Raw genomic sequence first — 24,926 nt, forward strand, 5'->3', positions numbered from 1 at the left:
CGCAAACATACGCGCTACATCGTCTTGGTGCATACTGATATTTTCCAAATCAAAGGAAAAGCCATGGACCCGATTTCGCGCGCAACCGTGCCCAACACCATCCCGGCCACGTCCCGCGTGGGCGAGACGGTTCCGCTGGCGCCGCTGGCACCTGCACTGCCCGTGCCGTCCTCCGGCGCGGCGGCGGCCCTTGCCATCCTGTCATCGACCCAGGTCGATATCTCCCCGCTGGGCCAGTTCCTGTCCGGCGTGGCCTTGTCGCGCCGGCAATTGCTGGCCTTGCAGGGCGCCACGGAGGAAGCTAGGGCAGCCAATACCCCCGTGAATGTCAATGACGACTTGCTGGCACTGGCGCGGCAGCTGACGGAATCGTTCGCCCAGCTGCAAACGAGCGGCATCGACGCCAGCCAGCTGGCGACGGCCGGCGACACGCCGGGCAGCCTGGCGCAGCGCTACGATTTGCTGTCGGGCGATGGCACGACGGATGCGGCCGCCGCGCTGGCGCAGGACGGCAGCTTGCTCACGCAAGCGCAGCTGGCCCGCATCGGCATCGATCTGCGCAATGAAGATGTCGATGCGATAACGTTGCAGGCCGCGTATGCAGCCGACAGCAATGCCACCCTGGACGCCTTGCAACAGGGAACGGACGTGCTGGCGCAGGTGGGTGCCGTGCTGGCCCGGCAGCAGGGCGCGCCGCTGGCGGCCAGTGTCGAGGCGGATTTGACGGGCGAAGCACTGCCGTCCAGCGCCGAGCCGGCCACGCAGGCCGTGCAGCCGCAGGCCATCGACGAGGCGCCGCCGCAGACGATCGCCATTGCGCAGCGGCAGCTGGAACTGCAGCAGCAACTGGAAGCGGAAGAGCTGAACCTGGACTTGCAGGAGCTGTGGCCCCAGCCTTCGACGCAAGCCGCCGATGCAGCGGAACTGCTGCAGACGCAGCGCGCGGACAATCAGCGCGTCAATACTCATCGCCTGGAGGCCGAACGGCTGGACAGCGAACGGATCAATACCGATCAGCAGGCGCAGCAGCAGGAAGCAGAACGGGTGGACGCGCTGCGCCAGGGACAAGTGCAGCAGCAGGGCTTGCAGCAGCGGGCGCAAGCGGCGGCGGACGATGCGGCGCGGGCGCAGCTGGCCGCCAGCGACGCGCAAATGGCGGCCCAGGCGGCCAGTGACCGGGCGCAGTCGCTGGCGCGCGCGGCGCAGGGGCAAGCCGATGCGGGCCTGGCGACGGCGCAAGCCCAGCTGGCACAGAAAAATGCCCAGGCGCAAGAGCTGGCCGCGCAAAACGCGGGCATGGCCGTGCCGCCGCCTTCGTCGCAAGATCCGTCCGTGGCGGCAGCCATCGCCGCCTATAACCTGAACAATGCAGCCTTGAACCCCGGCTTGATGAACCGGCCATTGCCGGCCAGTGACTCGCGCCTGCCGCTGGTGGCGCCCGTCGCTGCTGTGGAGCCCGTCAAGCCCGTGCCTAAAATCTAGGACAGCAGGGTCGCGTCCAGGGTGATGTTGGCTTTCAGCAGCTTCGACACGGGGCAGCCGGCCTTGGCCTTGGCCGTCAATTCATCGAACTTCGCCTGGTCGGCGCCGGGGATCTTCGCTTTCAGGATCAAATGGACGGCCGTGATGGCGAAACCGTCGTCCACCTTGTCGAGGGTCACTTCGGCCGTCGTTTCCATCTTTTCCGCCGTCAGGCCCGCTTCGCCGAGAATCAGCGACAGGGCCATGGTGAAGCAGCCCGCATGCGCGGCGCCGATCAATTCCTCGGGATTGGTGCCTGGCTTGCCTTCGAAGCGGCTGGCAAAGCCGTAGGGATATTCCTGCAAGGCACCGCTGCGCGTGCTGATGGCGCCCTTGCCATCCTTGATGCCGCCTGACCAGATGGCCGATCCGTTGGTTTTCATATTGCCGCTCCTGTGTGGGGTGTCGCTGCGAGTGGGGTATCAGCGCCGTGGCGGTGACTGACTGACTGATCTTATGCTCTTTGCAAGGCCGGCGGCGCGCGCCTTGCCGCCGCCGTGTGCCCAGGATCGGGGAAGCGGCGCTTTGTGATGCAGACTGCGGCATCCGTGCCGCAAAGCTGTCTTATTTCAGGTCTGCAAGCGCTAAATCCTTTAAAATAGCAGGTTATAAGAAAATTCCCGGAAATCTGAGGAATATTCGCACTTGATGTTGCAGTTTTTAGTTTCACTAACAACGCCCGGCAAAACCGACGCGCAGCAGGTTTCGCCAGGCGTCATAAGAGGATGAACAATGTCTATTTCAAGCACCGAAGAGATCGTCGCTGAATTACGCGCCGGCCGCATGGTGATACTGGTCGATGAAGAAGACCGGGAAAATGAAGGCGATCTGGTGCTTGCCGCCGATTTCGTGACGCCTGAAGCCATCAATTTCATGATCACGCATGCGCGTGGCTTGGTCTGCCTGACCTTGACGGAAGAGCGTTGCGACGAGCTGAACCTGTCGATGATGACGTCGCGCAACGGCACTGCCTACGGCACCAACTTTACCGTGTCCATCGAAGCGGCCGAAGGCGTAACGACGGGCATTTCCGCCGCCGACCGCGCCAAGACCATCCAGGTGGCCGTGGCCAAGGGCACGCAGCCCAGCGATATCGTCCAGCCCGGCCATATCTTCCCGCTGAAAGCGCAAAAAGGCGGCGTGCTGATGCGCGCAGGCCATACGGAAGCCGGTTGCGACCTGACGGCCATGGCCGGCCTGACGCCCGCGTCCGTGATTTGCGAAATCATGAAGGACGACGGCACCATGGCGCGCCTGCCGGACTTGCTGGTGTTTGCCGAGCAACATGGCCTGAAAATCGGCACGATTGCCGACCTGATCCATTACCGCAGCCAGACGGAATCCCTGGTCGAGCGCGTTGCCGAGCGCACCCTGCACACGGCGCACGGCGAATTCCGCCTGATCGCCTTCCGCGACAAGCCCAGCGCGTCGGCCCACCTGGCTCTCGTGCATGGCGACCTGGCCCCCGGCCTGGAAGCGCTGGTGCGCGTGCATCAGCCCGTTTCCCTGCTGGACGTGCTGGAAAGCGAAGCGACCACCCACTCGTGGACGGTGGCCGCTTCGATGGCCGCCATCAAGCAGGCCGAGCGGGGTGTGATGGTCTTGCTGAACTGTGGCGAGACGTCGAGCGAGCTGTTTGCCCAGTTCGCCGCCCTGGATACGCCGCAAGCCAAGCCGAAAGGCCGGGCCGCCAGCATGGACTTGCGCAGCTACGGCATCGGCGCGCAAATCCTGCGCGACCTGGGCGTGAGCAAGATGCAATTGCTGGCCAGCCCCCGCAAGATGCCGTCGATGGCCGGTTTCGACCTGGAAGTAACGGGTTTTCAGTGCCATCCTGGCCAGCAGTAATTAATTAACACTATTCAGCAGCCTGGCGCATGGCGCCGCCGCTGATCACTTATAAAGAGGCATATGATGACCGTAGGAGCATACGAAACCAATTTTGCCGGCGAAGGTTTGCGCGTCGGTATCGTCCAGGCACGATTCAATGAAATCGTCGGTGGTGGCTTGCTGTCGGCATGCCTGGAAGAGTTGAGCAAGCTGGGCGTGGCCGATGAAGATATCCTGCACGTGACCGTGCCGGGCGCCCTGGAAATCCCACTGATTCTGCAAAAAATGGCGGAAACCGAGCAATTCGACGCCCTGATCGCACTGGGCGCCGTGATTCGCGGTGAAACCTACCACTTCGAGCTGGTATCGAACGAATCGGGCGCGGGCATCACGCGCGTCGGTCTCGATTACGGCATCCCCATCGCCAACGCAGTGTTGACGACCGAAAATGACGAGCAGGCGGAAGTGCGCATGCTGGTCAAGGGAGCCGAAGCGGCACGCGTGGCAGTGGAAATGGCCAATCTGGCGCAAGCGCTGGAAGAGTTGCAAGACACAGACGAGGACTAATCGTGCTTGCGCCGCAGTGTGCTGCCTGGCAGCACACCGTGGTATTCGTCACTATCTGCAGTACATACGTATTTAAAAACAGGTAACAATCATGACTGAGAAAAATTTGCTCGCCAATCCCAGCAAAAACCGCACGCCGCGTCACCGCGCGCGCGAGTTTGCGCTGCAGGGCTTGTACCAGTGGCTGCTGAACAATGAAGACGCGACCACCGTCGTGAACAATATTCGCGCGGCACACGGTTTCGACAAGGCCGATGGCGATCATTTCACGGTGCTGCTGTACGGCGCCATCAAGGATTCGCTGGCGCTGCGCGAAAGCATGGCACCATTGATCGACCGCAATATCGCGGAACTGTCGCCCATCGAACACGGCATCCTGCTGATCGGCGCTTTCGAGCTGAAGAACAACATGGAAATCCCGTACCGCGTCGTCATCAACGAAGCGGTCGAACTGGCCAAGTCGTTTGGCGGTATCGACGGCCACAAGTATGTGAACGGCGTGCTGGATAAATTGGCAGTGAAATTCCGCGAGGAAGAAGTCAACGCCAACAAGCGCAAGTGATCGAGTAAGTAGTTCCTGCGGCTGTTGCCGCAGGGCAGTAAAAAAGCCACCGGCACTTGCGTGCGGTGGCTTTTTCATTGGGTGCTATTTTCGAGTGCTGCTTTTTGGATGCCCCTGTGAGGGCTTTTAAAGGGTCACAGGCCGGCGATCTCGTTGTGAGGCAGTACTTTGATGGTGATGCCGCTTTCCGCTGCAGGGGCCTTGGCTGGCGCTGGCGTGTTCGATGCCATCACCGGCGTCGTGGTCGGTACGCGCTGGCCGGCGGACACTTGTTTCAGGCGGCGGTATTCAGCCAGCACGCGCGAGCCGTAGCCCGAGTCGGTGGCGAAGTTGGCGGCGCCCACGTAGGTTTTCAAGCCCGCTTCGACGGAACCGCCACGCGTGACGTAGTCTTTCAGGATCAGGGAGCCGACGCGGATGTTGGCGACCGGGTTCAAGGCTGCTTGTACGCCGCCCATTTCCTGGAAGCGCTCATGGTGCACTTTCGACATGACTTGCATCAAGCCTTGCGCGCCGACCGGGCTTTCCGCAAACGGATTCAAGCCTGATTCGATGGCCATCACGGCCAGGATCAGCAGCGGGTCCAGCTTGATTTCGCGGGCCGTCAGGTAAGCCGTCGAGACGAGCATATTGGTCGCATCGTTGGCCACGCGGTAGCGCTTGGAGAGCCAGTTGGTGACCCATTGCTGCTGCTTTTGCGTGCCCAGCAAGGCTTTTTCTTCCTTGCTCAGCGGCGCGTCGCTGGCGGCGGCCGTTTGCACGGAAGCGGGCGCTTCCATCAGTGCGGACAGGGCCGGTGCTTCAATGGCTTGCGCTTCCGCCATCGGCAGCGGGAACAGGCTGTGCGTCAGTTGCTTGCCCAGGTCCGGGCGGAACATCAGCAGGGCGATCAGTGCCAGGGCGGAAATGCCGAACACTGTCAGTGTGTGTTGTGCCGTGGTCAAAACGCCACGTGCTGAAATGGCTTGTGCGCGGGCGCGCAAACGCGCCAACGCTGGCTGGCCAGCCACGGTTGAAGCAGGCAATGCTGCTTCAGTGCTACGATGAGTCATAGAGTTCCCCGAAATGTCGCGTCAACAGGCAGTCCCTCCGCGGTGTCGCGGTGTTGTGGGTACTGCCAATGCCGTGCATCAGAAATATCATCGCTTCCGCCGCGTATGGATGCGTGCGAGAAACGCCGTCATTGCTTGCTTGAGCTGATCGGTCCCGTTTTGGTATTGGATCAGTCGCAATACAACTTTTACCGGGGGTAAGGCAGACGCCTTTTGAAAACACTCCTTAAAATGTCATGTGGAGCCCCGACTCCGTGAATGAAAGAGAAACGCTAAAATCAAGCTCTGGGCCGGCGTGCTCTTTCAAGTTGGGCGAATTGTAGAAGCCGTTTTATATCAAGTCAATACTAACGAATCGTTTCTTTATTACTTTTATGTCTTACTTTTTGACTTGCATTGTGCCAAAAGCCAATAAAATCAATTACTTGGCATAGATCCTTCAGCAACGGCGTCCGACGTCAAAAAAAATTAAAAACACATGAAATATTCAGATTTGCGAGATTTTATTTCTCAACTGCAACAAATGGGTGAACTTAAGCCCATTTCGACCCCCATTTCACCGATTTTGGAGATGACGGAAGTTTGCGACCGCACCTTGCGCGCAGGCGGGCCGGCCTTGCTGTTCAACAATCCAACGGGATACGCCATGCCGGTGCTGGGCAATCTGTTCGGCACCACGCGCCGCGTGGCCCTGGGCATGGGCGCGGAAGATGTGAGCGAGCTGCGCAAGATCGGCCATGTGCTGGCGCGCCTGAAGGAACCGGAACCGCCGAAGGATTTCAAGGATCTGCTTGGCCTGGGCTCGCTGGTGAAATCCGTGTGGGATATGTCGCCAAAAGAGTTACGCGGCGCGAAGTGCCAGGAAATCGTCTGGGAGGGGAACGACGTCGACCTGGCGCGCCTGCCGATCCAGCATTGCTGGCCTGGCGACGTCGCCCCTCTGATCACCTGGGGCCTGGTGATCACCAAGGGCCCGAACAAGAAGCGGCAAAACCTCGGCATCTACCGCCAGCAGGTATTGGGGCGTAATAAAGTCATCATGCGCTGGCTGGCGCACCGGGGCGGGGCGCTGGACTTCCGCGAGCACGCGATTCAAAGCAAGGGCAAGCCGTATCCGATCGCCGTCGCGCTCGGTGCCGATCCCGCTACTATATTAGGGGCCGTCACGCCGGTGCCGGACAGCCTGTCCGAATACCAGTTCGCCGGCTTGCTGCGCGGCAGCCGCACCGAATTGGTAAAAGCGATTGGCAGCGAGCTGCGCGTGCCCGCGTCGGCCGAGATCGTGCTCGAAGGCCATATCTATCCGGATGAAAACCATCCGAGCGGCTACGAGCATGCGCTGGAAGGGCCGTATGGCGACCACACGGGCTACTATAATGAGCAGGACAGTTTCCCCGTGTTTACCATCGACCGCATCACCATGCGCCGCGATCCGATCTATCACTCCACGTATACAGGCAAGCCGCCGGACGAGCCGGCCGTGCTGGGCCTGGCGCTGAACGAAGTGTTCGTGCCGCTGCTGCAAAAGCAGTTCAGCGAAATCACGGACTTCTATCTGCCGCCCGAAGGCTGCAGCTACCGCATGGCCGTGGTGCAGATCAAGAAACAGTACGCGGGCCACGCCAAGCGCGTGATGTTCGGCGTGTGGAGCTTCCTGCGCCAGTTCATGTATACCAAGTTCATCGTCGTGGTCGACGAAGACGTGAATATCCGCGACTGGAAAGAAGTCATCTGGGCCATCACCACGCGGGTCGACCCGATTCGCGACACGACCCTGGTCGACAACACGCCCATCGATTACCTGGACTTCGCCTCGCCGGTCAGCGGCCTGGGCAGCAAGATGGGCATCGATGCGACGAATAAATGGCCGGGCGAAACAACGCGCGAGTGGGGCACGACGATTGCCATGACGCCGGAAGTGAAGGCGAAGGTGGATGGGATTTGGCAAGAGCTGGGCCTGTAAGGTCAACCCAAGGGCAGATGCCGGGGTCGTACCCTCAGGGTACGACCCCAGATTTTGCTTCTGGGTTTGGCCCGGCTGCGCGGCAATTTCCCAATCTTACGCAGGTCGGTTATAATTGTCCCCGGCGGGCCCCTGCGCATCGTGGCATGGCTAACCTGGTCAGGTCGGGAACGAAGCAGCCACGGCTATTAACCATGAGTGCCGCAGATCAGGCTCGCCTCCTTCGGGAATGTTTTATCAGGATCAACAATCAAGCTGCCAAGGGCAGCTTTTTTGCTTTTACGGCCCCATTTTCTTGCTGGCCCGCAGCACTGCCGGGCTTGCCGTGTTTTCCCTGTTTCTACGTGGCCATGTTATACAATTGCTGCTTTGCCGCGTTTGCCATATTGGAATGGCCCGGCCATGAGGCTTGCGCCCGCCGCGCAGGATCACCCGCAAAATCGCATGGTAAAATCTCAGCATGTCCTATCAAGTCCTCGCCCGTAAATACCGCCCCAAGAATTTCGAGACGCTCGTCGGCCAGGAGCACGTCGTGCGCGCGCTCACGCATGCCTTGCACAGCGGCCGATTGCATCACGCCTATCTGTTCACGGGCACGCGCGGCGTCGGCAAGACGACCCTGTCGCGCATCCTGGCCAAGTCGCTCAATTGCATCGGCCCCGACGGCACGGGCGGCATCACGGCCCAGCCTTGCGGCGTGTGCGAAGCGTGCACGGCGATCGATGCGGGACGCTTTGTCGACTATATAGAGATGGATGCGGCGTCGAACCGCGGCGTCGATGAAATGGCGCAGCTGCTCGAGCAAGCCGTGTATGCGCCAAGCAATGCGCGCTTCAAGGTCTATATGATCGATGAGGTGCACATGCTGACGAACCACGCGTTCAATTCCATGCTGAAAACCCTGGAAGAACCGCCCGAGCACGTCAAGTTCATCCTGGCCACGACGGACCCGCAAAAGATTCCCGTGACCGTGCTGTCGCGCTGCCTGCAGTTCAACCTCAAGCAGATGCCGCCCGGCCACATCATCAGCCACCTGGACAATATCCTGGGACAAGAGGGCATCGCCTTCGAACAGCCGGCCTTGCGCCTGCTGGCTCAGGGCGCCCACGGTTCCATGCGCGACGCGCTGTCCCTGACGGACCAGGCCATCGCGTATGCGGCCGGCGAAGTGACGCTCGACGCCGTGCAAGGCATGCTGGGTGCGCTCGACCAGTCCTACCTGGTGCGCCTGCTCGACGCGCTGGCGCACCAGGATGGCGCCGATTTGCTGGCCGTGGCCGACGAGATGGCTTCGCGCAGCCTGTCCTACAATGGCGCCCTGCAAGACCTGGGCACCTTGCTGCACCGCATTGCGCTGGCGCAAACCGTGCCCGCCGCCTTGCCGCAGGATTTGCCGGAATACGCGGACATCGTGCGTCTGGCTGCCGCGTTTGACGCGGAAGAAGTCCAGCTGTTTTACCAGATCGCCGTGCATGGCCGCAATGAACTGGGCCTGGCGCCCGACGAATATGCGGGCTTTACCATGACCTTGCTGCGCATGCTGGCCTTTCGGCCCGGCATAGGCGGCGCCGATGGCGTGCCGGCTGCCGCGCCTGCGTCAGCTCCAGGCAACCGTCCCGCCGCCGTGGCCGCCGCGCGCGCCGCGGCAGGGGCATCGGCACCGGCCGCCCGCGCCGCCACGAACAGCGTGGCCAGCCACGCGGCCGTGACCCCGCCCGCCGTGGTGGCAGCAGCCGCCGCCAGCATGGCCCGCAGCGAAGCGCCGCCGCCACGCGCAGCGGCGCCGGCACCAGTACCGGCACCTGTAGCCGCCCCGGCGCCAGCACCAGTGCCGCCGCCTGCCGCTGCTCCCGCTGCGGCTGCCCCGGCAGCCTCGGGCGCCCCGATCAGTTCCGCCCGCGCCGCCATCAATGCGGCGCTGGAAGCGGCCCGCGCCGCCTCGAAAGGCCGTCCGGGCAGCGCGCCATCGGCGCCATCGTCGGCGCCCAAGCCAGCCGCACCTGCACCGGCAGCGGAACCTGCCGCCGTTGCGCCAGTTCCGGCTGCACCCGTCCAGGCTGCTCCGCCGCCACCGCCCGCCGCCGCGAAAGCGCCTGCGCCGTGGGACGATGCGCCACCGGTCGCCGTGATGGAAGCGCCAGCGCCCGTGCAGCAGGCACGTCCTGCCGCACCGCCGCCACAGCAGGCGCCCGCCGACGACGACTTGCCGCCCTGGGTCACCGAATTTTCCGACGACAGCGCCTCGGCTGCCGTGTCGGCGCCCGCCGCGCAAAGCAGCGAGCAGCCGGCCGTCATCATGCCGCAGCGTGCCGCCAAGCAAGCTGCACCGAGCGGACCGTATGTGATCACGCCCGTGCCGGGCCTGGACTGGGACGGCAACTGGCCGGCCGTCGCTGCCGTGCTGCCCCTGCGCGGCATAGCCCAGCAGCTGGCCGTGCAGGCCGAGCTGATCGAATGCCTGCACGACGGCCACAGCACCACGTTCCGCCTGCGCGTGCCGATCGACACGTGGCGCAGTCCGGCCAACGTGGAAAAACTGGCGGCCGTGCTGAGCGAGCGTTTCGGCCGCAAGGTCAATGTCGACACGGAACTGGGCGCCGTCTGGTACACGGCCAGCGCGGAAGCGCAGGCCCACCGCGAGGCGTGCCAGCTGCAAGCGGAAGAAACCATCGCCAGCGATCCCTTCGTGCTCGACATGAAGCGTGCATTCGACGCTTTTGTTGTGCCGGGAACGATTACCCCTGCACCGGCCGGCTCCGCCGCGCCGACCCTGCATTGATGATTAACAAAACTCATAAACTGAATTGAACGGAGCATTCTCATGATGAAAAATCAACTGGCTGGCCTGATGAAGCAGGCGCAAGCAATGCAAGACAACATGAAAAAGGCCCAGGAACAACTGGCCTTGGTGGAAGTGGAAGGCCAGTCCGGTGCCGGCCTGGTGAAAATCGTCATGACGTGCAAGAACGACGTCAAGCGCGTCTCCATCGACCCGTCCTTGCTGGCCGACGACAAGGACATGCTGGAAGACCTGGTCGCCGCCGCTTTCAACGACGCCGTGCGCAAGGCGGAAGCGACGTCAGCTGAAAAAATGGCAGGCTTGACTGGCGGCATGAACTTGCCAGCCGGCTTCAAAATGCCATTCTGATGCACTACCGCATGCGCTCGATCTGTGGCACGGGGCAGGGTTGATCCATGTCCAAGTCGCTTGAATTTTTGACCGAGGCGCTGCGGCGCCTGCCCGGCGTCGGCCCCAAGTCGGCGCAGCGGATGGCGTTTCATTTGTTGCAGCACGATAGGGAAGGCGCGGCCATGCTGTCGCGCGCCCTGTTCCAGGCCGTCGATGCCGTGCATCACTGCGGCCTGTGCAATACCTTTACCGAACACGAAGTGTGCGAGACCTGTCTCGACGAAGAGCGCGACAAGCGCTTGCTGTGCGTGGTGGAAACGCCCGCCGACCAGCTGATGATCGAGCAGACGCTCACCTACAAGGGCCTGTATTTCGTCCTCATGGGACGACTCTCTCCGCTGGACGGCATCGGCCCGAAAGATATCCACCTCGAAAAATTACTGAACCGCGCTAATGATGGCGTGGTCGGTGAAGTGGTGCTGGCCACCAACTTCACGAATGAAGGCGAAGCGACGGCCCATTACATCAGCGAAATGCTGAAGGCGCGCGGCTTGCGCGTGAGCCGCCTGGCCCGCGGCGTGCCCGTGGGCGGCGAACTGGAATACGTCGACGCGGGCACGATTGCCCGCGCGATGCTCGACCGCAGGGCAACCTGAACTGATCTCTATGACTGAACCCTCCGCGAATACTGGTCCTTTAAAAGGTATCAAAGTCCTTGAACTGGGCACCCTGATCGCGGGGCCTTTCTGCGCCCGCATGCTGGCCGAATTCGGCGCCGACGTGATCAAGATCGAGTCGCCCGATGGCGGCGACCCCATCCGTACCTGGCGGGTGCTGAAGGATGGCACCTCGCTATGGTGGTCGGTGCAGGCGCGCAACAAGAAAAGTTTAACGCTGAACCTGAAGTCGCCCGAGGGACGCGCCATCGCTCGCCAGCTGGCCCTGGAAGCGGACATCATCATCGAAAACTACCGTCCCGGCGTGCTGGAAAAGTGGGATCTCGGCTATGAACAGCTCAAGCAGATCAAACCGTCCCTGATCATGGTGCGCCTGTCCGGCTTTGGCCAGACGGGGCCGATGAAGGACTTGCCCGGTTTCGGCGCCATCGGCGAATCGATGGGCGGCTTGCGCTATGTCTCCGGCTTTGCCGACCGTCCGCCCGTCAGGGTTGGCGTGTCGATCGGCGACTCCGTGGCGGCCCTGCATGGCGTGATCGGCGCCATGATGGCCTTGCGCCACCGCGACGTGACGGGTGGGCGCGAACATGGGGAAGGGCAGATGGTCGACGTGGCCCTGTATGAATCCGTGTTCAACCTGATGGAGTCGCTGGTGCCCGAATACGACCAGGCGGGCGTGGTGCGCGAGCGCACGGGCGGCTCCTTGCCCGGCATCGTGCCCTCGAATACCTACACGACGGGCGACGGCGAAAACATCGTGATTGCCGGCAACGGCGACGCCATCTTCAAGCGATTGATGCTGGCCATGGGCCGCATCGACATGGCGGGCGACCCGCAACTGGCACGCAACGACGGCCGGGTGGCGCGCACGCAGGAAATCGACGACGCCATCGGCGCCTGGTGCGCCACGCACACCATCGATAGCGCGCTGGCCGTGCTGAAGGCGGCGGACGTGCCGGCCGGCAAAATCTACTCCGTGCGCGACATGATGAGCGACCCGCAATTCCTTGCCCGCGACATGTTCGAACAGCACCAGTTCCCCGACGGCACGCCCGTCAAATTGCCCGCCATCAGCCCGAAACTGTCCGCCACGCCGGGCAAGACCCAGTGGCTGGGGCCGACCCTGGGCCAGCACAACGACGAGGTGCTGGCATCGCTGGGGTTTGATGCGGCAGCCATTGCGCGGCTGAAGGCGGATGGGGTGGTGTAGTGGGATGATGTCGGGAAGGTAGGTCGGGTAGGTCGGATTAGCGGCGTAGCCGCGTAATCCGACGCCACCACCGGCCAAGTTAACAATGTTGTCGGCTTACGCGCTGTGCGCTAAGCCGACCTACGCAACTCACTGATACTTGTCATGCATCGATTTTTCCGCACCGCGCTTGCCCTGGCGTCTTCCGCCATCCTCCTTTCTGCCTGTGCCAGCTTCCCCCACGACGCGTCGGTCACGGGCCTGCGCCTGATCGGCGAGCAGCGCATCGCACTCAAATACGCGTTCGAGGGCACCTCGGTGGGCGGCCTGTCCGGCATCGATTACGATGCGGCCAACAACAGCTGGGTGATGGAAAGCGATGACCGCTCGGCAATCAATCCAGCCCGCTTCTACCGTGCCGCGCTGCACTACGACAGCAAGGCGTTTACGGGCGTGACCTTGAACAGCGTGCATTTCTTCACGCAGCCCGACGGCAGCCGCTATCCGAACCTGGCGCATGCAAAATTGGAGCAGGGCGACCAGGTGGCCGACATCGAAACCATCCGCGTCGATCCGCAGGACGGCAGCCTGTGGTACGGCAGCGAAGGCAACCGCAAGGTGGGCTTGCACCCATTCGTGCGCCATGCCGATAGCGGCGGCCACTACCTGGGCACCTTGCCCACGCCCGCCATGTTCAAGGTCTCGCAGGAAGCAACGGGATCGCGCAACAACATGAGTTTTGAAGCGCTGTCGTTCTCGTCGGATGGCAAGAGCTTGTGGCTGGGCATGGAAGCGGCGCTGTACCAGGATGGCCCGCTGGCCACGCCCGATAACGGCTCCGTCGTGCGCATCACGCGCCTGGACCGCGCCGGCACCGTGCTGGGCCAGTATGCATATGCTATCGAGCCGGTGGCGTCGCGGCCGGCGCCGGGCAAGGAAGCGGACAATGGCGTGTCGGAAATCCTTGCCGTCAACGATCACCAGTTGCTGGTGGTGGAGCGGGCCGGCGTGGAACATGCGGACGGCGTGTATACGAACCACGTGCGTGTGTATGCGATGGACACGGATGGCGCCACCGACATTCAGACCATCCCGGCCCTGGCGGGCGCGGCTTACGTGCCGGCGCGCAAGCGATTGTTGCTGGACCTGGAAAAGACCGGCCTGACACGGGTCGACAATATCGAAGGCATCAGCTGGGGCCCGCGCCTGGAAAACGGCCGCCGCAGCCTGGTGATGATTTCCGACGATAATTTCAACGCCCAGCAAGTCACGCAAATCCTTGCCTTCGAAGTGCTCTAGTTTCCAGGCTGGCCAGCTGGCCCCTCTGCCTGGCCAGCATGGCCGTGATCGTGTCGTGCGGCGACGGGTGGCCCAGGAAGTATCCCTGCGCCATGTCGCAGCCGTATTCTTCCAGCATCAGCAGTTGCTCGTCCGTCTCCACGCCTTCGGCCACCACCACCATTTTCAAGCCATGCGCCATGGCGATGATGGCGCGCGTGATGGCCGCGTTTTCCGTATCCTGCGGCAAGCCGGCGATAAAACTCTTGTCGATCTTCAATGCCCGCACGTCGAAGCGTTTCAAATAATTCATTGAAGAATATCCTGTGCCGAAGTCGTCGATGGACAGGTACACGCCGATGCCGCGCAATTGCTCCAGGGTCACCATGGTGGCGCGCGCATCGTCCATCAAGGTCCCTTCCGTCAATTCCAGTTCCAGCAGGCGCGCGTCGAGGCCCGTGTCGGCCAGGGCCGAGAGCACGATTTGCATCAGGTTTTCATCCTTGAATTGCTTGGCCGACAGGTTGACGGCCATGCGGATGGCCCGCCCGCCATCGTTTTGCCACGCCTTGGCCTGGTTGCACGCCGTGCGCAGCACCCATTCGCCGATGGGCACGATCAATCCCGTCTCTTCGGCCAGCGGGATGAATTCCGTGGGTGAGATGATGCCCCGTTCCGGATGGCGCCAGCGGATCAGCGCTTCCACGCCGACGATCTGCGTGCTGGGCACGTCGATCTGCGGCTGGTACAGCAGGTACAGCTCGTTGTTCTGCAAGGCTTTCCTCAAGCCCACTTCCATCTTGACGTGGCTCATGATTTCCATCGTCAGCGAAGAGCTGTACAGCTTGGCGTTGTTCTTGCCGCAGTTCTTCGCGTGGTACATGGCCGTGTCCGCATATTTGAGCAGCGAGTTGCAGTCCTCGCCATCTTCCGGATACAGCGAGATGCCGATGCTGGCCGTGACGAAAATCTCGTGCCCCTCGATCATGAAGGGCCGGCGCATGGCTTCCTTGACGCGATGCGCCACGTTCAGCGCGTCTTCCACGCGCTCCAGATCGGGTATCAGGATCGTGAATTCGTCGCCGCCCAGGCGCGCCAGGTTGCTGCCGCCGAAGACGGCTTCAAACTCGTGTTCGGCGCGCAGCACCAGGTCGCTGGGGCGGATGGTTTCGCGCAGGCGCTCGGACACCACCTTGAGCAAATGGTCGCCCACGTCGTGGCCCAGGGTGTCGTTGATGCGCTTGAAGGCGTCGAGGTCCATGAACAGCACGGCGAATTTTTTGTCGTATTCTTTCGAGCGCAGCAGCTCGCGCTCCAGCGTTTCCAGGAACGCTTGCCGGTTGGGGATGCCCGTCAGGCTGTCGCAATAGGCCAGGCGGCGGATCTGCTCTTCCGTGCGCTTGCGTTCGCTGATGTCGCGCACCAGGCCCAGCACCTCATCGGCCCCCGTCGCCACCAGGCGCGCCTCGAAATGGCGCGTGCTGTCTTCGTGCGTGAGCGTGTAGTCGACCGAGCCGATATGCTGCGTGGCCAGCACGGCGTGCGCCTGGTCCAGCAGGCGCGCGGCGATTTCGGGCGGCAGCACGTCGCGGATATGGCTGCCCACGCAGTCGGTGATGGAAAAGCCGGCGCTGGCGTCGTGGCCCTGTTCGTAGTCGAGATAAAAGCCTTCGCGGTTCAGGCGAAAAAAGGTGTCGGGGATGGCGGCCAGCACGGCGCGGTTGTGCGCGTCGGCGATGCGCAGGCGGGCGATGGCGTCGCTGGCGCGCAGCACGTACAGCACGCGGTGCCCGAGGATGGGCCAGTTGATGGGTTTGGAAATGAAGTCGGTGGCGCCCACCTCGTAGGCGCGTGTGACGGCTTCGAGTTCGTCGCCGCCCGTCACCATGATGATGGGCACCGTGCCGCCCACTTCCTGGTGGCGGATTTCGCGGCACACGGCAAAGCCGTCCATGGCCGGCATGTCGACGTCGAGCATGACCAGGTCCGGGCCGCTGTGCTTGTAACTGGCCAGCGCCTGCACGCCGTCTTCGGCCTCGATCACGTCCAGGCCCACCTGCGTGAGCATCTGCCGCATCAGCAGGCGCATCACGGGATCGTCGTCGGCCACCAGCACCAGGCCGCGGGGAGGGGAGAGAGGCGCTGTCATGTCAGTGTTCCTTCACGAGGATGGCGTTCAGCGATTCGCGTACGGCCAGGAAGGCTTGCTGCATCTGCAGCAGCAGGGGAGCCGCGCCCTCGGTGCTGCCGGCGCGGCCCAGTTTTTCCATCTCCTTGCACAGCTGCGCCAGGCCGTCGGCGCCCACGTTGGCGCTGCTTGACTTCAGGCTGTGCGCCACCTTGCGCAGCGCTTCCGCATCGGCGCCGGCAATCGCTGCGCGCATGGCGCTCAACTGGCGCGGCGTCTCGCCGACGAAGGCCTGGATGACCCGTTCGAGCAGCGCATCGCCATCCGTGCCGGACAGGGCGCGGATGTTTTCCAGCGCTTGCCGGTTCAGCGGCTGGCCGGCTGGCGTGGGCTGCGGCGCGGGAGGCGTCTCTGGCGGCGTTTGTTGCTCTGGCGCTTCGCTGTGGTGCACGGTGGCCGCGCGCGGCAGGGTGATCCAGCGCGCGATCGTGTGGCCCAGGTCCTGCTGCGTGAACGGTTTGCTCAGGTAATCGTCCATGCCGGCCGCCAGGCACGCTTCGCGGTCGCCCTGCAGCGCATTGGCCGTGATGGCGACGATGGGCAGCACGCGCGCGTGGCCGCAGTGCTGTTCGTGGCGGCGGATTTCCGCCGTGGCGGCAAAGCCATCCATCACGGGCATCTGGCAATCCATCAGGATCAGATCGAAATCCTCGGCCTGCGCCGCCTGCAAGGCTTCTTCGCCGTTGTGCGCGCAGACCACGTCCAGGCCCAGGCTGTCGAGCATGGCCAGCGCCACTTCCACGTTGACGGGATTGTCCTCGGCCAGCAGCACGCGGCGGCGCTGGCGCCGGCCCACCTGACGGGGCGCGTGCGGCGGATGGATGCGCATGCCCTCGCTGACGCGCGGCGGCGTGACGATGCAGTCGAACAGGTCGCATTCGCGGGCCGGCTTGATCAGCTGGTAGGCCACGCCCGCCTCGCGCCGCTGCACCGGGTCGGCCGCCGCCTGTTCCGTGCTCAGCAGTAGCAGCCTGAGGTCGGCCAGCAGCGGGTCGCTCTTGATGTTGGCGGCCAGGGCCAGGCCGCTGGTGCGCGGCAACTCCATGTCGAGCAGGGCCACGGCATACGGCGTGCCCGCCTGGGCGGCCGCGCGCAGCTTGCCCAGGCAGTCGCTGGCCGTGCCGGCGCTGTCGCTGACGATGTGCCAGCTGGCCAGTTGCCGCTCCAGCACGGCGCGCGTGGCGGGTGTGTGGTCGACGATCAAGGCGCGTAACCCTCGCGTGGTTTTCAGGTTGAAGGACGGGTCGTCGCTGTCGACCCGCCGCTTATCGAAATTTACTTCGAACCAGAAGATAGACCCTTGCGTTAAAGCATTATCAACGCCGATAGTGCCACCCATCAGCTCCACCAGCTGTTTCGAAATCGTCAGTCCCAGGCCCGTGCCGCCGTGCTTGCGCGTGGTCGAGCCGTCCGCCTGCGAGAACGATTCGAAGATGCGCGTCTGCGCTTCGCTCGACACGCCGATGCCCGTGTCGTGCACCTCGAAACGCAAGCCCACGCTGGGCGCGTCTTCGCTGCAGACGGTCACTTTCACGGTAACCTTGCCCGTTTCCGTGAACTTGATGGCATTGCCCAGCAGGTTGACGATGATCTGGCGCAAGCGGTTCGGGTCGCCGCAAATGGCGATGGGAATGTCAAACGCGATGTCGAATTCCAGGCTGATGTTTTTCGCTTCCGCCTGTGGCGCGAACACGTGTTCTATGTCGTCGAGCAATTCGCGGAAATTGAAGCGGATGTATTCCACGCTCAGCTTGCCCGCCTCGATCTTGGAAAAGTCGAGGATGTCGTTGATGATCACCAGCAAATTCTGTCCCGAACGCTGCACCATGCTCGTGTAGTGGCGCTGCTGCGGCGTCAGTTGGCTGGCCAGCAGCAGCTCCGTCATGCCCAGCACGCCATTCATCGGCGTGCGGATTTCATGGCTCATGGTGGCAAGAAACGCGCTCTTCGCCTGGCTGGCCGCCTCGGCCGCGTCCTTGGCCTTTTCCAGCTGCGCCGTGCGCACGCCCACCTGGCGCTCGAGCTGGTCGCGGTAATTGGCCAGGGTGCTGTCGCGGCTGTCGATCTGCGCCAGCATGTCGTTGAAACTGTCGATCAGCACGCCCAGCTCGTCGCTGCGCTGGTGCGCGATGCGGTGGCTGTAGGTCTGGCTGCTCGACACTTTTTGCGCCGTGTCGATCAGCTTGGTGATCGGTTCGGCGATCACGCTCTTGAAGCGCCGTGCCAGGAACACGGCGATCAGGAAGGACAGCACGGTGGCGCCGCCGATGGCGCCCACGTGGCGGCCGATGTCGCGCCACATGTGGTTCAGGTCGGCCTCGATCAGCACGGCGCCGATGATCTGTTGCGGCTCGCCTGGCCGGTAGACGGGACGGTACAAGCGCATGGCCGGCGCCAGGGTCGTGCCCGAGCCTTGCGTGACGGGCTGCACGGCCATGTCGGCCAGCAAGGCAGGGTCCATGTCTTCCGGCGCCGCCAGGCTCGCCAGCTCCTTTTCGTGCTGCGACGCGCGGTACAGGGCGAACAAACGCCCGCCCTTGTCGAACAGGGCCGCCTGGGCCACCTCGTCGCGCGCGGCCAGCGCGGCCAGCACCTGTTCCGCCTGCGCCTGCGCCGATTTTCCCGCCAGCAAGGGCGCCGCGCTGGCCGCGCCGATCACGCTCGCCAGCGACAGCAGCTGCTTGCCTTCATCGCTCTTGTGGCTGAGCACGGACGTCAGCGCAAACGCCACGAACACCAGCAGCAGCGCGCAGCCCGACGACAGTACCGAAATCATGGTCAGCTTCTGGCTGATGCTGGAGCGTTGGAAATTGAACATGGTTGCGGCGCTTCTCCGGTCGGCCTGTTGACTGTTTTTTAATTTCCTATTGGAAAAATATAGACGCGAAGACACACCACGATATTGATGTGGGTCTAAGGAAGGAGAGGGGAGGGGAACTAAATATGGCCGGGGTCGGACCCTTCGGGTCTGACCCCAGTATTTGCTTTGGGACTTACACGGTTAAACCCCTGAGAAGCTGGGGTCAGACCCAAGAGGGTCTGACCCCGGTGCTGTTACCGGTATTAGCAACACCCTCCGCGTTTTCCCGCGCCGCCATAACGCGCTTCCTGCCGTTCGCGGAAAAACTCTTCATACGTCATCATCGGCTCGCCGGGATGGGTCACTTCCCGGTGCGCCACATAGGTGTCGTACTCGGGCAAGCCGCACATGAGCCGCATGCTTTGCCCCAGATACCGTCCAGCCTTGATGATTTCGTCGATCATCATTGCACCGTGGGCAAGGCCTGGAACGGTGTTTCCTTGGTGCTCGGCTGGCTGTCGGCGCGCGCCTTCAAAATCGTGCGGATGCCGAAGAACAGCACGCTGACGACGACGATGACGAAGAAGGCGGCCAGGCCGGCGTCCAGGTAATCGTTGAAGATGATCTGCTGCATCTGCGCCACCGACTTGGCTGGCGCCAGCAAAGTGCCTTCATCGAGTGCCGCCGAGTATTTCTTGGCATGCGCGAGGAAGCCGACGCGCGGATTGGCGTCGAAAATCTTTTGCCAGCCGGCCGTCAAGGTGCACAGCAGCAGCCAGATGGTCGGCGTGATGGTGACCCACGCGTACTGGCCACGCTTCATCTTGAACAGCACGCAGGTGCCGAGGATCAGCGCGATCGCGGCCAGCATCTGGTTGGCGATGCCGAACAGCGGCCACAGGGTGTTGATGCCGCCCAATGGATCGACCACGCCCTGGTACAGAAAGTAGCCCCACGCCGCCACGCACAGGCCCGTGGCCAGCAGGTTGGCGATGACGTTTTCCGTCTTTTTCAGGCTAGGCACGAAGCTGCCCAGCAAGTCTTGCAGCATGAAGCGGCCGGCACGCGTGCCCGCATCGACGGCCGTCAGGATGAACAGCGCTTCGAACAAAATCGCGAAGTGGTACCAGAAAGCCATCATGGCCTTGCCGCCGATGGCGCCGGACAGGATCTGCGCCATGCCGACGGCCAGGGTCGGTGCGCCGCCGGCGCGCGAGATGATGCTGTGCTCGCCAACGTCCTTGGCCGTCTGCGTCAGCATTTCCGGCGTGACATAGAAGCCCCATTGCGAGATCGCCTGAGCGGCGGACTCGGCCGTGGTGCCGATCAGGGCGGCCGGGCTGTTCATGGCGAAATAGATGCCTGGCTCGATGGTCGAGGCGGCCACCAGGGCCATGATGGCAACAAACGATTCCATCAGCATGGCGCCATAGCCGATGAAGCGGGCGTGGCTTTCGTTTTCAATCATCTTCGGCGTGGTGCCCGAGGAAATCAGCGCGTGGAAGCCGGAGACGGCGCCGCAGGCAATCGTGATGAAGAGGAAGGGGAACAGATTACCCGACCAGACAGGGCCGGAGCCGTCGATGAACTTGGTCATGGCCGGCATTTTCAGGTACGGCGCGACGACGATGATGCCGATGGCCAGGCCGAGAATCGTGCCGATTTTCAGGAAAGTCGACAGGTAGTCGCGCGGCGCCAGCAGCAGCCATACGGGCAGGACCGAGGCGATGAAGCCGTAGCCGATCAGCATCCACGTCAGTTCCGTTCCCGTGAACGTGAACATCGGACCGAGCACGGCGTGTTCCTGCACATACTGGCCGCCGATGATGGCCAGCATCAGCAGCACGAAGCCGATGATGGAAATTTCGCCGATGCGGCCCACGCGGATGAAGCGCGAGTACACGCCCATGAACAGGGCGATGGGGATCGTCGCCATCACGGTGAAGCTGCCCCATGGGGAGCCGGTCAGCGCCTTGACGACGATCAATGCCAGCACGGCCAGAATGATGACCATGATCATGAAGCAGCCCAGGAGCGCGATCATGCCGGGAATTTCGCCCAGTTCAGCCTTGATCAGGTCGCCCAAGGAGCGGCCGTCGCGGCGCATGGAAATGAACAGCACGATGAAATCCTGCACGGCGCCGGCAAACACGACGCCAGCCAAAATCCACAGCATGCCGGGCAAATAGCCCATCTGCGCGGCCAGCACGGGGCCGACCAGGGGGCCGGCGCCGGCAATCGCCGCGAAATGGTGGCCGAACAGCACATATTTGTTGGTCGGCACGTGGTCGAGGCCATCGTTGTGCTTGAAGGCCGGTGTCATGCGGCGAGCATCCAGGCCCAGCACCTTGTCGGCGATGAACAGGCTGTAGAAACGGTAGGCGATCAGATAGACGCAGACGGCGGCGATGACGATCCAGATCGCGCTGATCGGTTCGCCACGTTGCAGGGCGACGACGCCCAGGGACCCGGCGCCTGCCAGCGCAAGCGCTGCCCAGCCGAGCTGTTTGAAAATGCGGTTCATGCTTCCTCCAGAGATTGACGGGCGCTGTGCCGTGCGATGATGTGTGCTGCCGAGCCTGGTCGTCGCCAGTTTGGGTGTGAATTGGGTGTATCTGCAGCTTATGGCGAGTATTCAGGAATCGTATAATCGATGCAAGCGCACGACTACGCAGTAACGCTCAGTATTACTACGCAGACCGATTGCCGCGCCGCGACGTAAAATCACGCATTCCCACCAGCATCGACGCCGCCGGAGCGCGCAAGGCCATGAAACTCAGACAGAAAGTCATCTTCCTGGCCATCACGCCGCTCATCCTCGCCCTGTGCGCCATCGCGTTTGCCGTGCGGCACCAAGCGATCACCCTGGCCGAGCAGCAGCGCGCCACCATCCAGCAGGCGTACTTGGCCAGCAAGGAGGCCGAACTCAAGCATTACGTGACCCTGGCCAGCCATTCCATCGCCTCCCTGTACCAGTCGGGGCGCAAGGATGACGCCACGCAAGAGGAGGCCAAGCGCATCCTGTCGGCCCTCAGTTATGGCGACGATGGCTATTTCTTCATCTATGATTTGCAGGGCAAGTCGCTGATGCATCCGCGCCAGCCCGAGCTGGTGGGGCAGAATCTGTGGCAATTGCGCGACGCCGAGGGCAATCTGACCATCCAGCGCCTGATGCAGCGGGCCAAGAGCGGCGGCGGTTTCGAGCGCTACAACTGGATCAAGCCGTCGAGCAACAAGTCCGCACCCAAGCTCGGCTATGTGATCCTGATGCCGGAATGGGGCTGGATGATGGGCACCGGCATCTATATGGACGACGTGGACCAGGCGCTGGCCAAGGTCGACGCCCAGCAATCGCGCAATATCCGCTCGACCATGGAGCTGATCGCCGCCATCGCCATCCTCGGCTCCCTGCTGGTGGCCGCCTGCGGCTTGGTGCTGAACTTGCGCGAATTGCGGGTGGCCGACGCCAAGCTGAAAGTGCTGGCGCAGAGGGTGGTCGAGTCGCAGGAGGAGGAGCGGGCGCGGCTGTCGCGCGACTTGCATGACGGCATCAGCCAGTGGCTGGTGTCGATCAAATTGCAGATCGAGGCGGGCATCGCGCGCCTGGGTGGCAATGCCGAGCAGAAAGACAAAGCGCCCGCCACCTTCGAACGGGCCGCCGAACAGCTGAACAAGGTGCTGGGCGAGGTGCGGCGCATTTCGCACAACCTGCGCCCGGCCATTCTCGACGACCTGGGCCTGGCCGCCGCGCTCGACCACCTGGTGCATGAATTTAACGACAGCAGCAGCGCGCAAGCCAGTTTCACGGCCAGCCCTGCGGCGGCGGGCGAGGGCTTGCCCGACATGGTGAATACCGTGCTGTTCCGCATCGCCCAGGAAGCGCTGACCAATTGCGAGCGCCATGCCCACGCGCGCGGCGTGGAAGTGAGCTTGCTCGAAGCGGGCAAGGCCGTGGAATTGCGCATCCAGGATAATGGCGGCGGCTTCGATTTCGACGGCATCGCCCTGCATCCGCAGCGCGGCATCGGCCTGCGCAACATGACGGAACGCATGGAAGCCATCGGCGGCAGCCTGCGCATCACCTCGTCCCCGGCCGGCACCGTGGTGCTGGCGCGGCTTGAGCTTTCCTCCACATTAAAATAGAGAACCATGACCGAGAAGATCAACATCCTGCTGGTGGACGACCACCCCCTCGTGCGCGACGGCTTGCGCGCGCGCCTGGAAGCGGTGGCGCATTTTGATGTGGTGGCCGAGGCGGGCGGGGCCGACGAGGCGCTGGCACAGGCGCGCCTCCACCAGGTCGACCTCGTGCTGATGGATATCAATATGCGCGGCATCAACGGCATCGAAGCGACGGCGCTGTTCAAGCAGGCGTTTCCGCAGATTGCCGTGCTGATACTGTCCATGCACGACAAGCTCGAATATGTGTCGCAAGCCATCGCCGCCGGGGCGCGCGGCTATGTGCTCAAAGATGCTCCTGGTAAAGATATTGTGTTTGCCATCGAGACGGTGATGTCGGGCGGCATTTATTACAGCGCGGCGCTGGCGCGGCAGCTGTCTCGTCCGCAAGTGCACGACTCCTTCCTCACCACGCGCGAGCAGCAAGTGCTGCAGCACATCGCGGCGGGCCAGTCGAACAAGCAGATCGCCCGCGCGCTGGACCTGAGCGTGCGCACGGTGGAGACGCACCGGCTGAACATCAAGCGCAAGCTCGGCATCGAAGGGCAGGCCGAATTGATCAAATATGCGGTCGAGCACGCGCATGGCGGCAGCGCCTGAGCATGCGCGCGCCGTGCCGGATTTTTGCCACACCCGCATGGCAGGCGGGTCTCGCGGGAGAATGTTCTTTTTGAACATTTATTGCCAAAATTAAACTGTTTCGCAGGTGAGATTCGGATAGAATGATTCTCGCTGTCGAGGGCATCCCTGTCGGGCCAGGGTTGCCAATGCTGGTCAGTTTATTTACTATGGCGCCCTACCCACACTGAGATACCGATGTCAGCGTCTGAATCAAACCTGTTTCCGTTGGTGGGATTACAAGCAGTGGCCAATGCTCATAACGAGTGGGTCGCTGTCACCTTGCATGGTCCGCAGGCCTGGACGGCGCCGCTGCTGGCGGCGCTGGCCGCCGCCGATGCGTATGCCTTCCTGGCGCCGCTCGACTGCATTATTCCCCTGGCCGACCCGCATGGCGTGGACGAGGCCGTGCTGGCGCAACTGGCGCCGCAACGCACCATCTTCCGTTTGCCGGCGCATCTTGCCGGCGACAAGCAACTCCAGAAAAAATGCCAGCAATGGCGCGACGCCGGCTATCGCATCCTTCTCGATGGGGCCGAAGCCGGTCCCGTGACGGCGGCGCAAGTCGATGCGCGCGCGCTGAGCTTTGATGCGTCCGGCGCGCACCCGGCCCTGCACCAGCTGCTGCCCCTGGCGGGGCCGCACCTGGCCTACAACATCGCCGACGCGGGGCAGTTTGCTGCCTTGCAAGAACTTGGCGTGAGCTGGTTTGCCGGCGATTACGCCCTGCACCATGCGCGCCAGCAAAGCGAGCCGGAAGACGCCACGTCGCGGCGCCGCCTGCTGGCGCTGCTGGGCTTGCTGGCCCGCGATGCCGATGCGCACGAGCTGGAAGTGCCGCTCAAGCAAGACCCATCGCTCAGCTATCATTTATTGAAACTGGTCAATTCTGCCGCCTTCGGTTTCACGGCGCCGATTACCAGCTTCAGCCAGGCCATCACCTTGCTGGGCCGGCGCCAGCTGCAGCGCTGGCTGCAACTGCTGCTGTATGCGCGGCAACAGGACGACGGCAAGATCCACGCGCTGCTGCCGCTGGCGGCCGTGCGCGCGGCGCAGATGGAAGCGCTGTGCCAGCTGCGCGGCGGCGACCGCGACGCGCAAGACCTGGCCTTCATGGCGGGCGTGTTCTCGCTGCTCGACGTCCTGCTGGGCATGCCGATGGAAGAGATCATCGCCACCCTGAACCTGGCGTCGGAAGTGAGCGCCGCCTTGCTCGAACGCAATGGCGAACTGGGCACCTTGCTGGCGCTGGTCGAAAGCGCCACGCCGCCGCCCGAAGGCTTGCGCCACGCCGGCATCGATGGAGAAACCTATTGGCGCAGCCTGCTGCAGGCCTACCAATGGGCCATCCAGGTCAGCCGGAACCTCTAGC

19 protein-coding genes and 1 other RNA gene are annotated in these 24,926 nt (G+C 63.0%); 14 read left to right on the top strand and 6 right to left on the bottom strand.

Annotation, left to right across the window (positions count from 1 at the left end):
- Positions 1 to 63 precede the first annotated feature (63 nt).
- Positions 64 to 1,482 (top strand): hypothetical protein, encoded by a 1,419-nt coding sequence (locus tag HWE17_RS08940; protein WP_176388539.1) that lies wholly within the window; start codon positions 64 to 66, stop codon positions 1,480 to 1,482.
- Here HWE17_RS08940 and HWE17_RS08945 read toward each other — a convergent pair.
- The gene (locus HWE17_RS08945; RefSeq protein WP_176388540.1) at positions 1,479 to 1,904 is read right to left on the bottom strand and encodes an OsmC family protein; all 426 of its coding nucleotides are present in this window, start codon (positions 1,902 to 1,904) and stop codon (positions 1,479 to 1,481) included. The two genes, HWE17_RS08940 and HWE17_RS08945, sit on opposite strands and share 4 nt — an antisense overlap.
- 349 nt (positions 1,905 to 2,253) lie before the next feature.
- Here HWE17_RS08945 and ribBA point away from each other — a divergent pair, with 349 nt between their 5' ends.
- The 3 genes from ribBA to nusB all read left to right on the top strand — a co-directional run bounded on the left by ribBA (position 2,254) and on the right by nusB (position 4,480).
- Positions 2,254 to 3,369, top strand: coding sequence for a bifunctional 3,4-dihydroxy-2-butanone-4-phosphate synthase/GTP cyclohydrolase II (gene ribBA, locus HWE17_RS08950; RefSeq protein ID WP_035826115.1), 1,116 nt, complete (start codon positions 2,254 to 2,256; stop codon positions 3,367 to 3,369).
- Positions 3,370 to 3,435: 66 nt separating this feature from the next.
- On the top strand, positions 3,436 to 3,918 hold the full coding sequence (gene ribH, locus HWE17_RS08955) for a 6,7-dimethyl-8-ribityllumazine synthase (protein WP_034759563.1): 483 nt from the start codon (positions 3,436 to 3,438) through the stop codon (positions 3,916 to 3,918).
- Between the two features lie 91 nt (positions 3,919 to 4,009).
- Positions 4,010 to 4,480 (top strand): transcription antitermination factor NusB, encoded by a 471-nt coding sequence (gene nusB / locus HWE17_RS08960; protein ID WP_034759129.1) that lies wholly within the window; start codon positions 4,010 to 4,012, stop codon positions 4,478 to 4,480.
- 134 nt (positions 4,481 to 4,614) lie between these two features.
- Here nusB and HWE17_RS08965 read toward each other — a convergent pair whose 3' ends face one another.
- Entirely contained in the window at positions 4,615 to 5,424 is an 810-nt protein-coding gene (locus HWE17_RS08965) for a lytic transglycosylase domain-containing protein (RefSeq protein ID WP_255206174.1), read from the bottom strand.
- 586 nt (positions 5,425 to 6,010) lie between these two features.
- Between HWE17_RS08965 and ubiD the strand changes: the two genes are divergently transcribed.
- From ubiD to HWE17_RS09000, 7 genes are all read left to right on the top strand, one after another.
- Complete coding sequence (gene ubiD, locus HWE17_RS08970) at positions 6,011 to 7,495, top strand: 4-hydroxy-3-polyprenylbenzoate decarboxylase (protein ID WP_035826120.1); 1,485 nt, start codon at positions 6,011 to 6,013, stop codon at positions 7,493 to 7,495.
- Positions 7,496 to 7,618: 123 nt separating this feature from the next.
- Positions 7,619 to 7,717, top strand: an RNA gene (ffs, locus tag HWE17_RS08975) — signal recognition particle sRNA small type.
- A gap of 238 nt (positions 7,718 to 7,955) precedes the next feature.
- Positions 7,956 to 10,274 (top strand): DNA polymerase III subunit gamma/tau, encoded by a 2,319-nt coding sequence (gene dnaX / locus HWE17_RS08980; RefSeq protein WP_176388542.1) that lies wholly within the window; start codon positions 7,956 to 7,958, stop codon positions 10,272 to 10,274.
- A gap of 42 nt (positions 10,275 to 10,316) precedes the next feature.
- The gene (locus HWE17_RS08985) at positions 10,317 to 10,643 is read left to right on the top strand and encodes a YbaB/EbfC family nucleoid-associated protein (protein WP_034759121.1); all 327 of its coding nucleotides are present in this window, start codon (positions 10,317 to 10,319) and stop codon (positions 10,641 to 10,643) included.
- Positions 10,644 to 10,690: 47 nt separating this feature from the next.
- Positions 10,691 to 11,281 carry a recombination mediator RecR gene (gene recR / locus HWE17_RS08990; protein ID WP_034786598.1) on the top strand — a complete coding sequence of 197 codons (591 nt, stop codon included), beginning with the start codon at positions 10,691 to 10,693 and terminating at the stop codon, positions 11,279 to 11,281.
- Positions 11,282 to 11,291: 10 nt separating this feature from the next.
- Positions 11,292 to 12,512: a CaiB/BaiF CoA-transferase family protein gene (locus HWE17_RS08995; RefSeq protein WP_176388543.1), complete on the top strand. Its 1,221-nt coding sequence runs from the start codon at positions 11,292 to 11,294 to the stop codon at positions 12,510 to 12,512.
- Positions 12,513 to 12,656: 144 nt separating this feature from the next.
- Positions 12,657 to 13,790, top strand: coding sequence for an esterase-like activity of phytase family protein (locus HWE17_RS09000; RefSeq protein WP_176388544.1), 1,134 nt, complete (start codon positions 12,657 to 12,659; stop codon positions 13,788 to 13,790).
- On the opposite strand, the gene HWE17_RS09005 is transcribed toward HWE17_RS09000, so the two are convergent.
- The 4 genes from HWE17_RS09005 to HWE17_RS09020 form a co-directional block, all read right to left on the bottom strand.
- Positions 13,759 to 15,918: a bifunctional diguanylate cyclase/phosphodiesterase gene (locus HWE17_RS09005; RefSeq protein ID WP_176388545.1), complete on the bottom strand. Its 2,160-nt coding sequence runs from the start codon at positions 15,916 to 15,918 to the stop codon at positions 13,759 to 13,761. The genes HWE17_RS09000 and HWE17_RS09005 overlap by 32 nt on opposite strands.
- A 1-nt stretch (position 15,919) precedes the next feature.
- Positions 15,920 to 18,775, bottom strand: coding sequence for a response regulator (locus HWE17_RS09010; RefSeq protein ID WP_176388546.1), 2,856 nt, complete (start codon positions 18,773 to 18,775; stop codon positions 15,920 to 15,922).
- 245 nt (positions 18,776 to 19,020) lie between these two features.
- Complete coding sequence (locus HWE17_RS09015) at positions 19,021 to 19,221, bottom strand: YbdD/YjiX family protein (RefSeq protein ID WP_010396213.1); 201 nt, start codon at positions 19,219 to 19,221, stop codon at positions 19,021 to 19,023.
- Positions 19,221 to 21,281 (bottom strand): carbon starvation CstA family protein, encoded by a 2,061-nt coding sequence (locus HWE17_RS09020; RefSeq protein ID WP_176388547.1) that lies wholly within the window; start codon positions 21,279 to 21,281, stop codon positions 19,221 to 19,223. Before HWE17_RS09020 ends, HWE17_RS09015 begins: the two co-directional genes overlap by 1 nt.
- A gap of 245 nt (positions 21,282 to 21,526) precedes the next feature.
- Here HWE17_RS09020 and HWE17_RS09025 point away from each other — a divergent pair, with 245 nt between their 5' ends.
- The 3 genes from HWE17_RS09025 (at position 21,527) to HWE17_RS09035 (ending at position 24,925) form a co-directional block, all read left to right on the top strand.
- Complete coding sequence (locus tag HWE17_RS09025; protein WP_176388548.1) at positions 21,527 to 22,900, top strand: cache domain-containing protein; 1,374 nt, start codon at positions 21,527 to 21,529, stop codon at positions 22,898 to 22,900.
- 6 nt (positions 22,901 to 22,906) lie between these two features.
- Positions 22,907 to 23,536, top strand: coding sequence for a response regulator transcription factor (locus HWE17_RS09030; RefSeq protein ID WP_035826133.1), 630 nt, complete (start codon positions 22,907 to 22,909; stop codon positions 23,534 to 23,536).
- A 264-nt stretch (positions 23,537 to 23,800) separates the two neighbouring features.
- Positions 23,801 to 24,925 (top strand): EAL and HDOD domain-containing protein, encoded by a 1,125-nt coding sequence (locus tag HWE17_RS09035; RefSeq protein WP_369681716.1) that lies wholly within the window; start codon positions 23,801 to 23,803, stop codon positions 24,923 to 24,925.
- Position 24,926 lies beyond the last annotated feature (1 nt).

The organism is Janthinobacterium sp. BJB401 (genome assembly GCF_013372745.1).
GTDB classification, from domain to species: Bacteria; Pseudomonadota; Gammaproteobacteria; order Burkholderiales; family Burkholderiaceae_D; genus Janthinobacterium; species Janthinobacterium rivuli.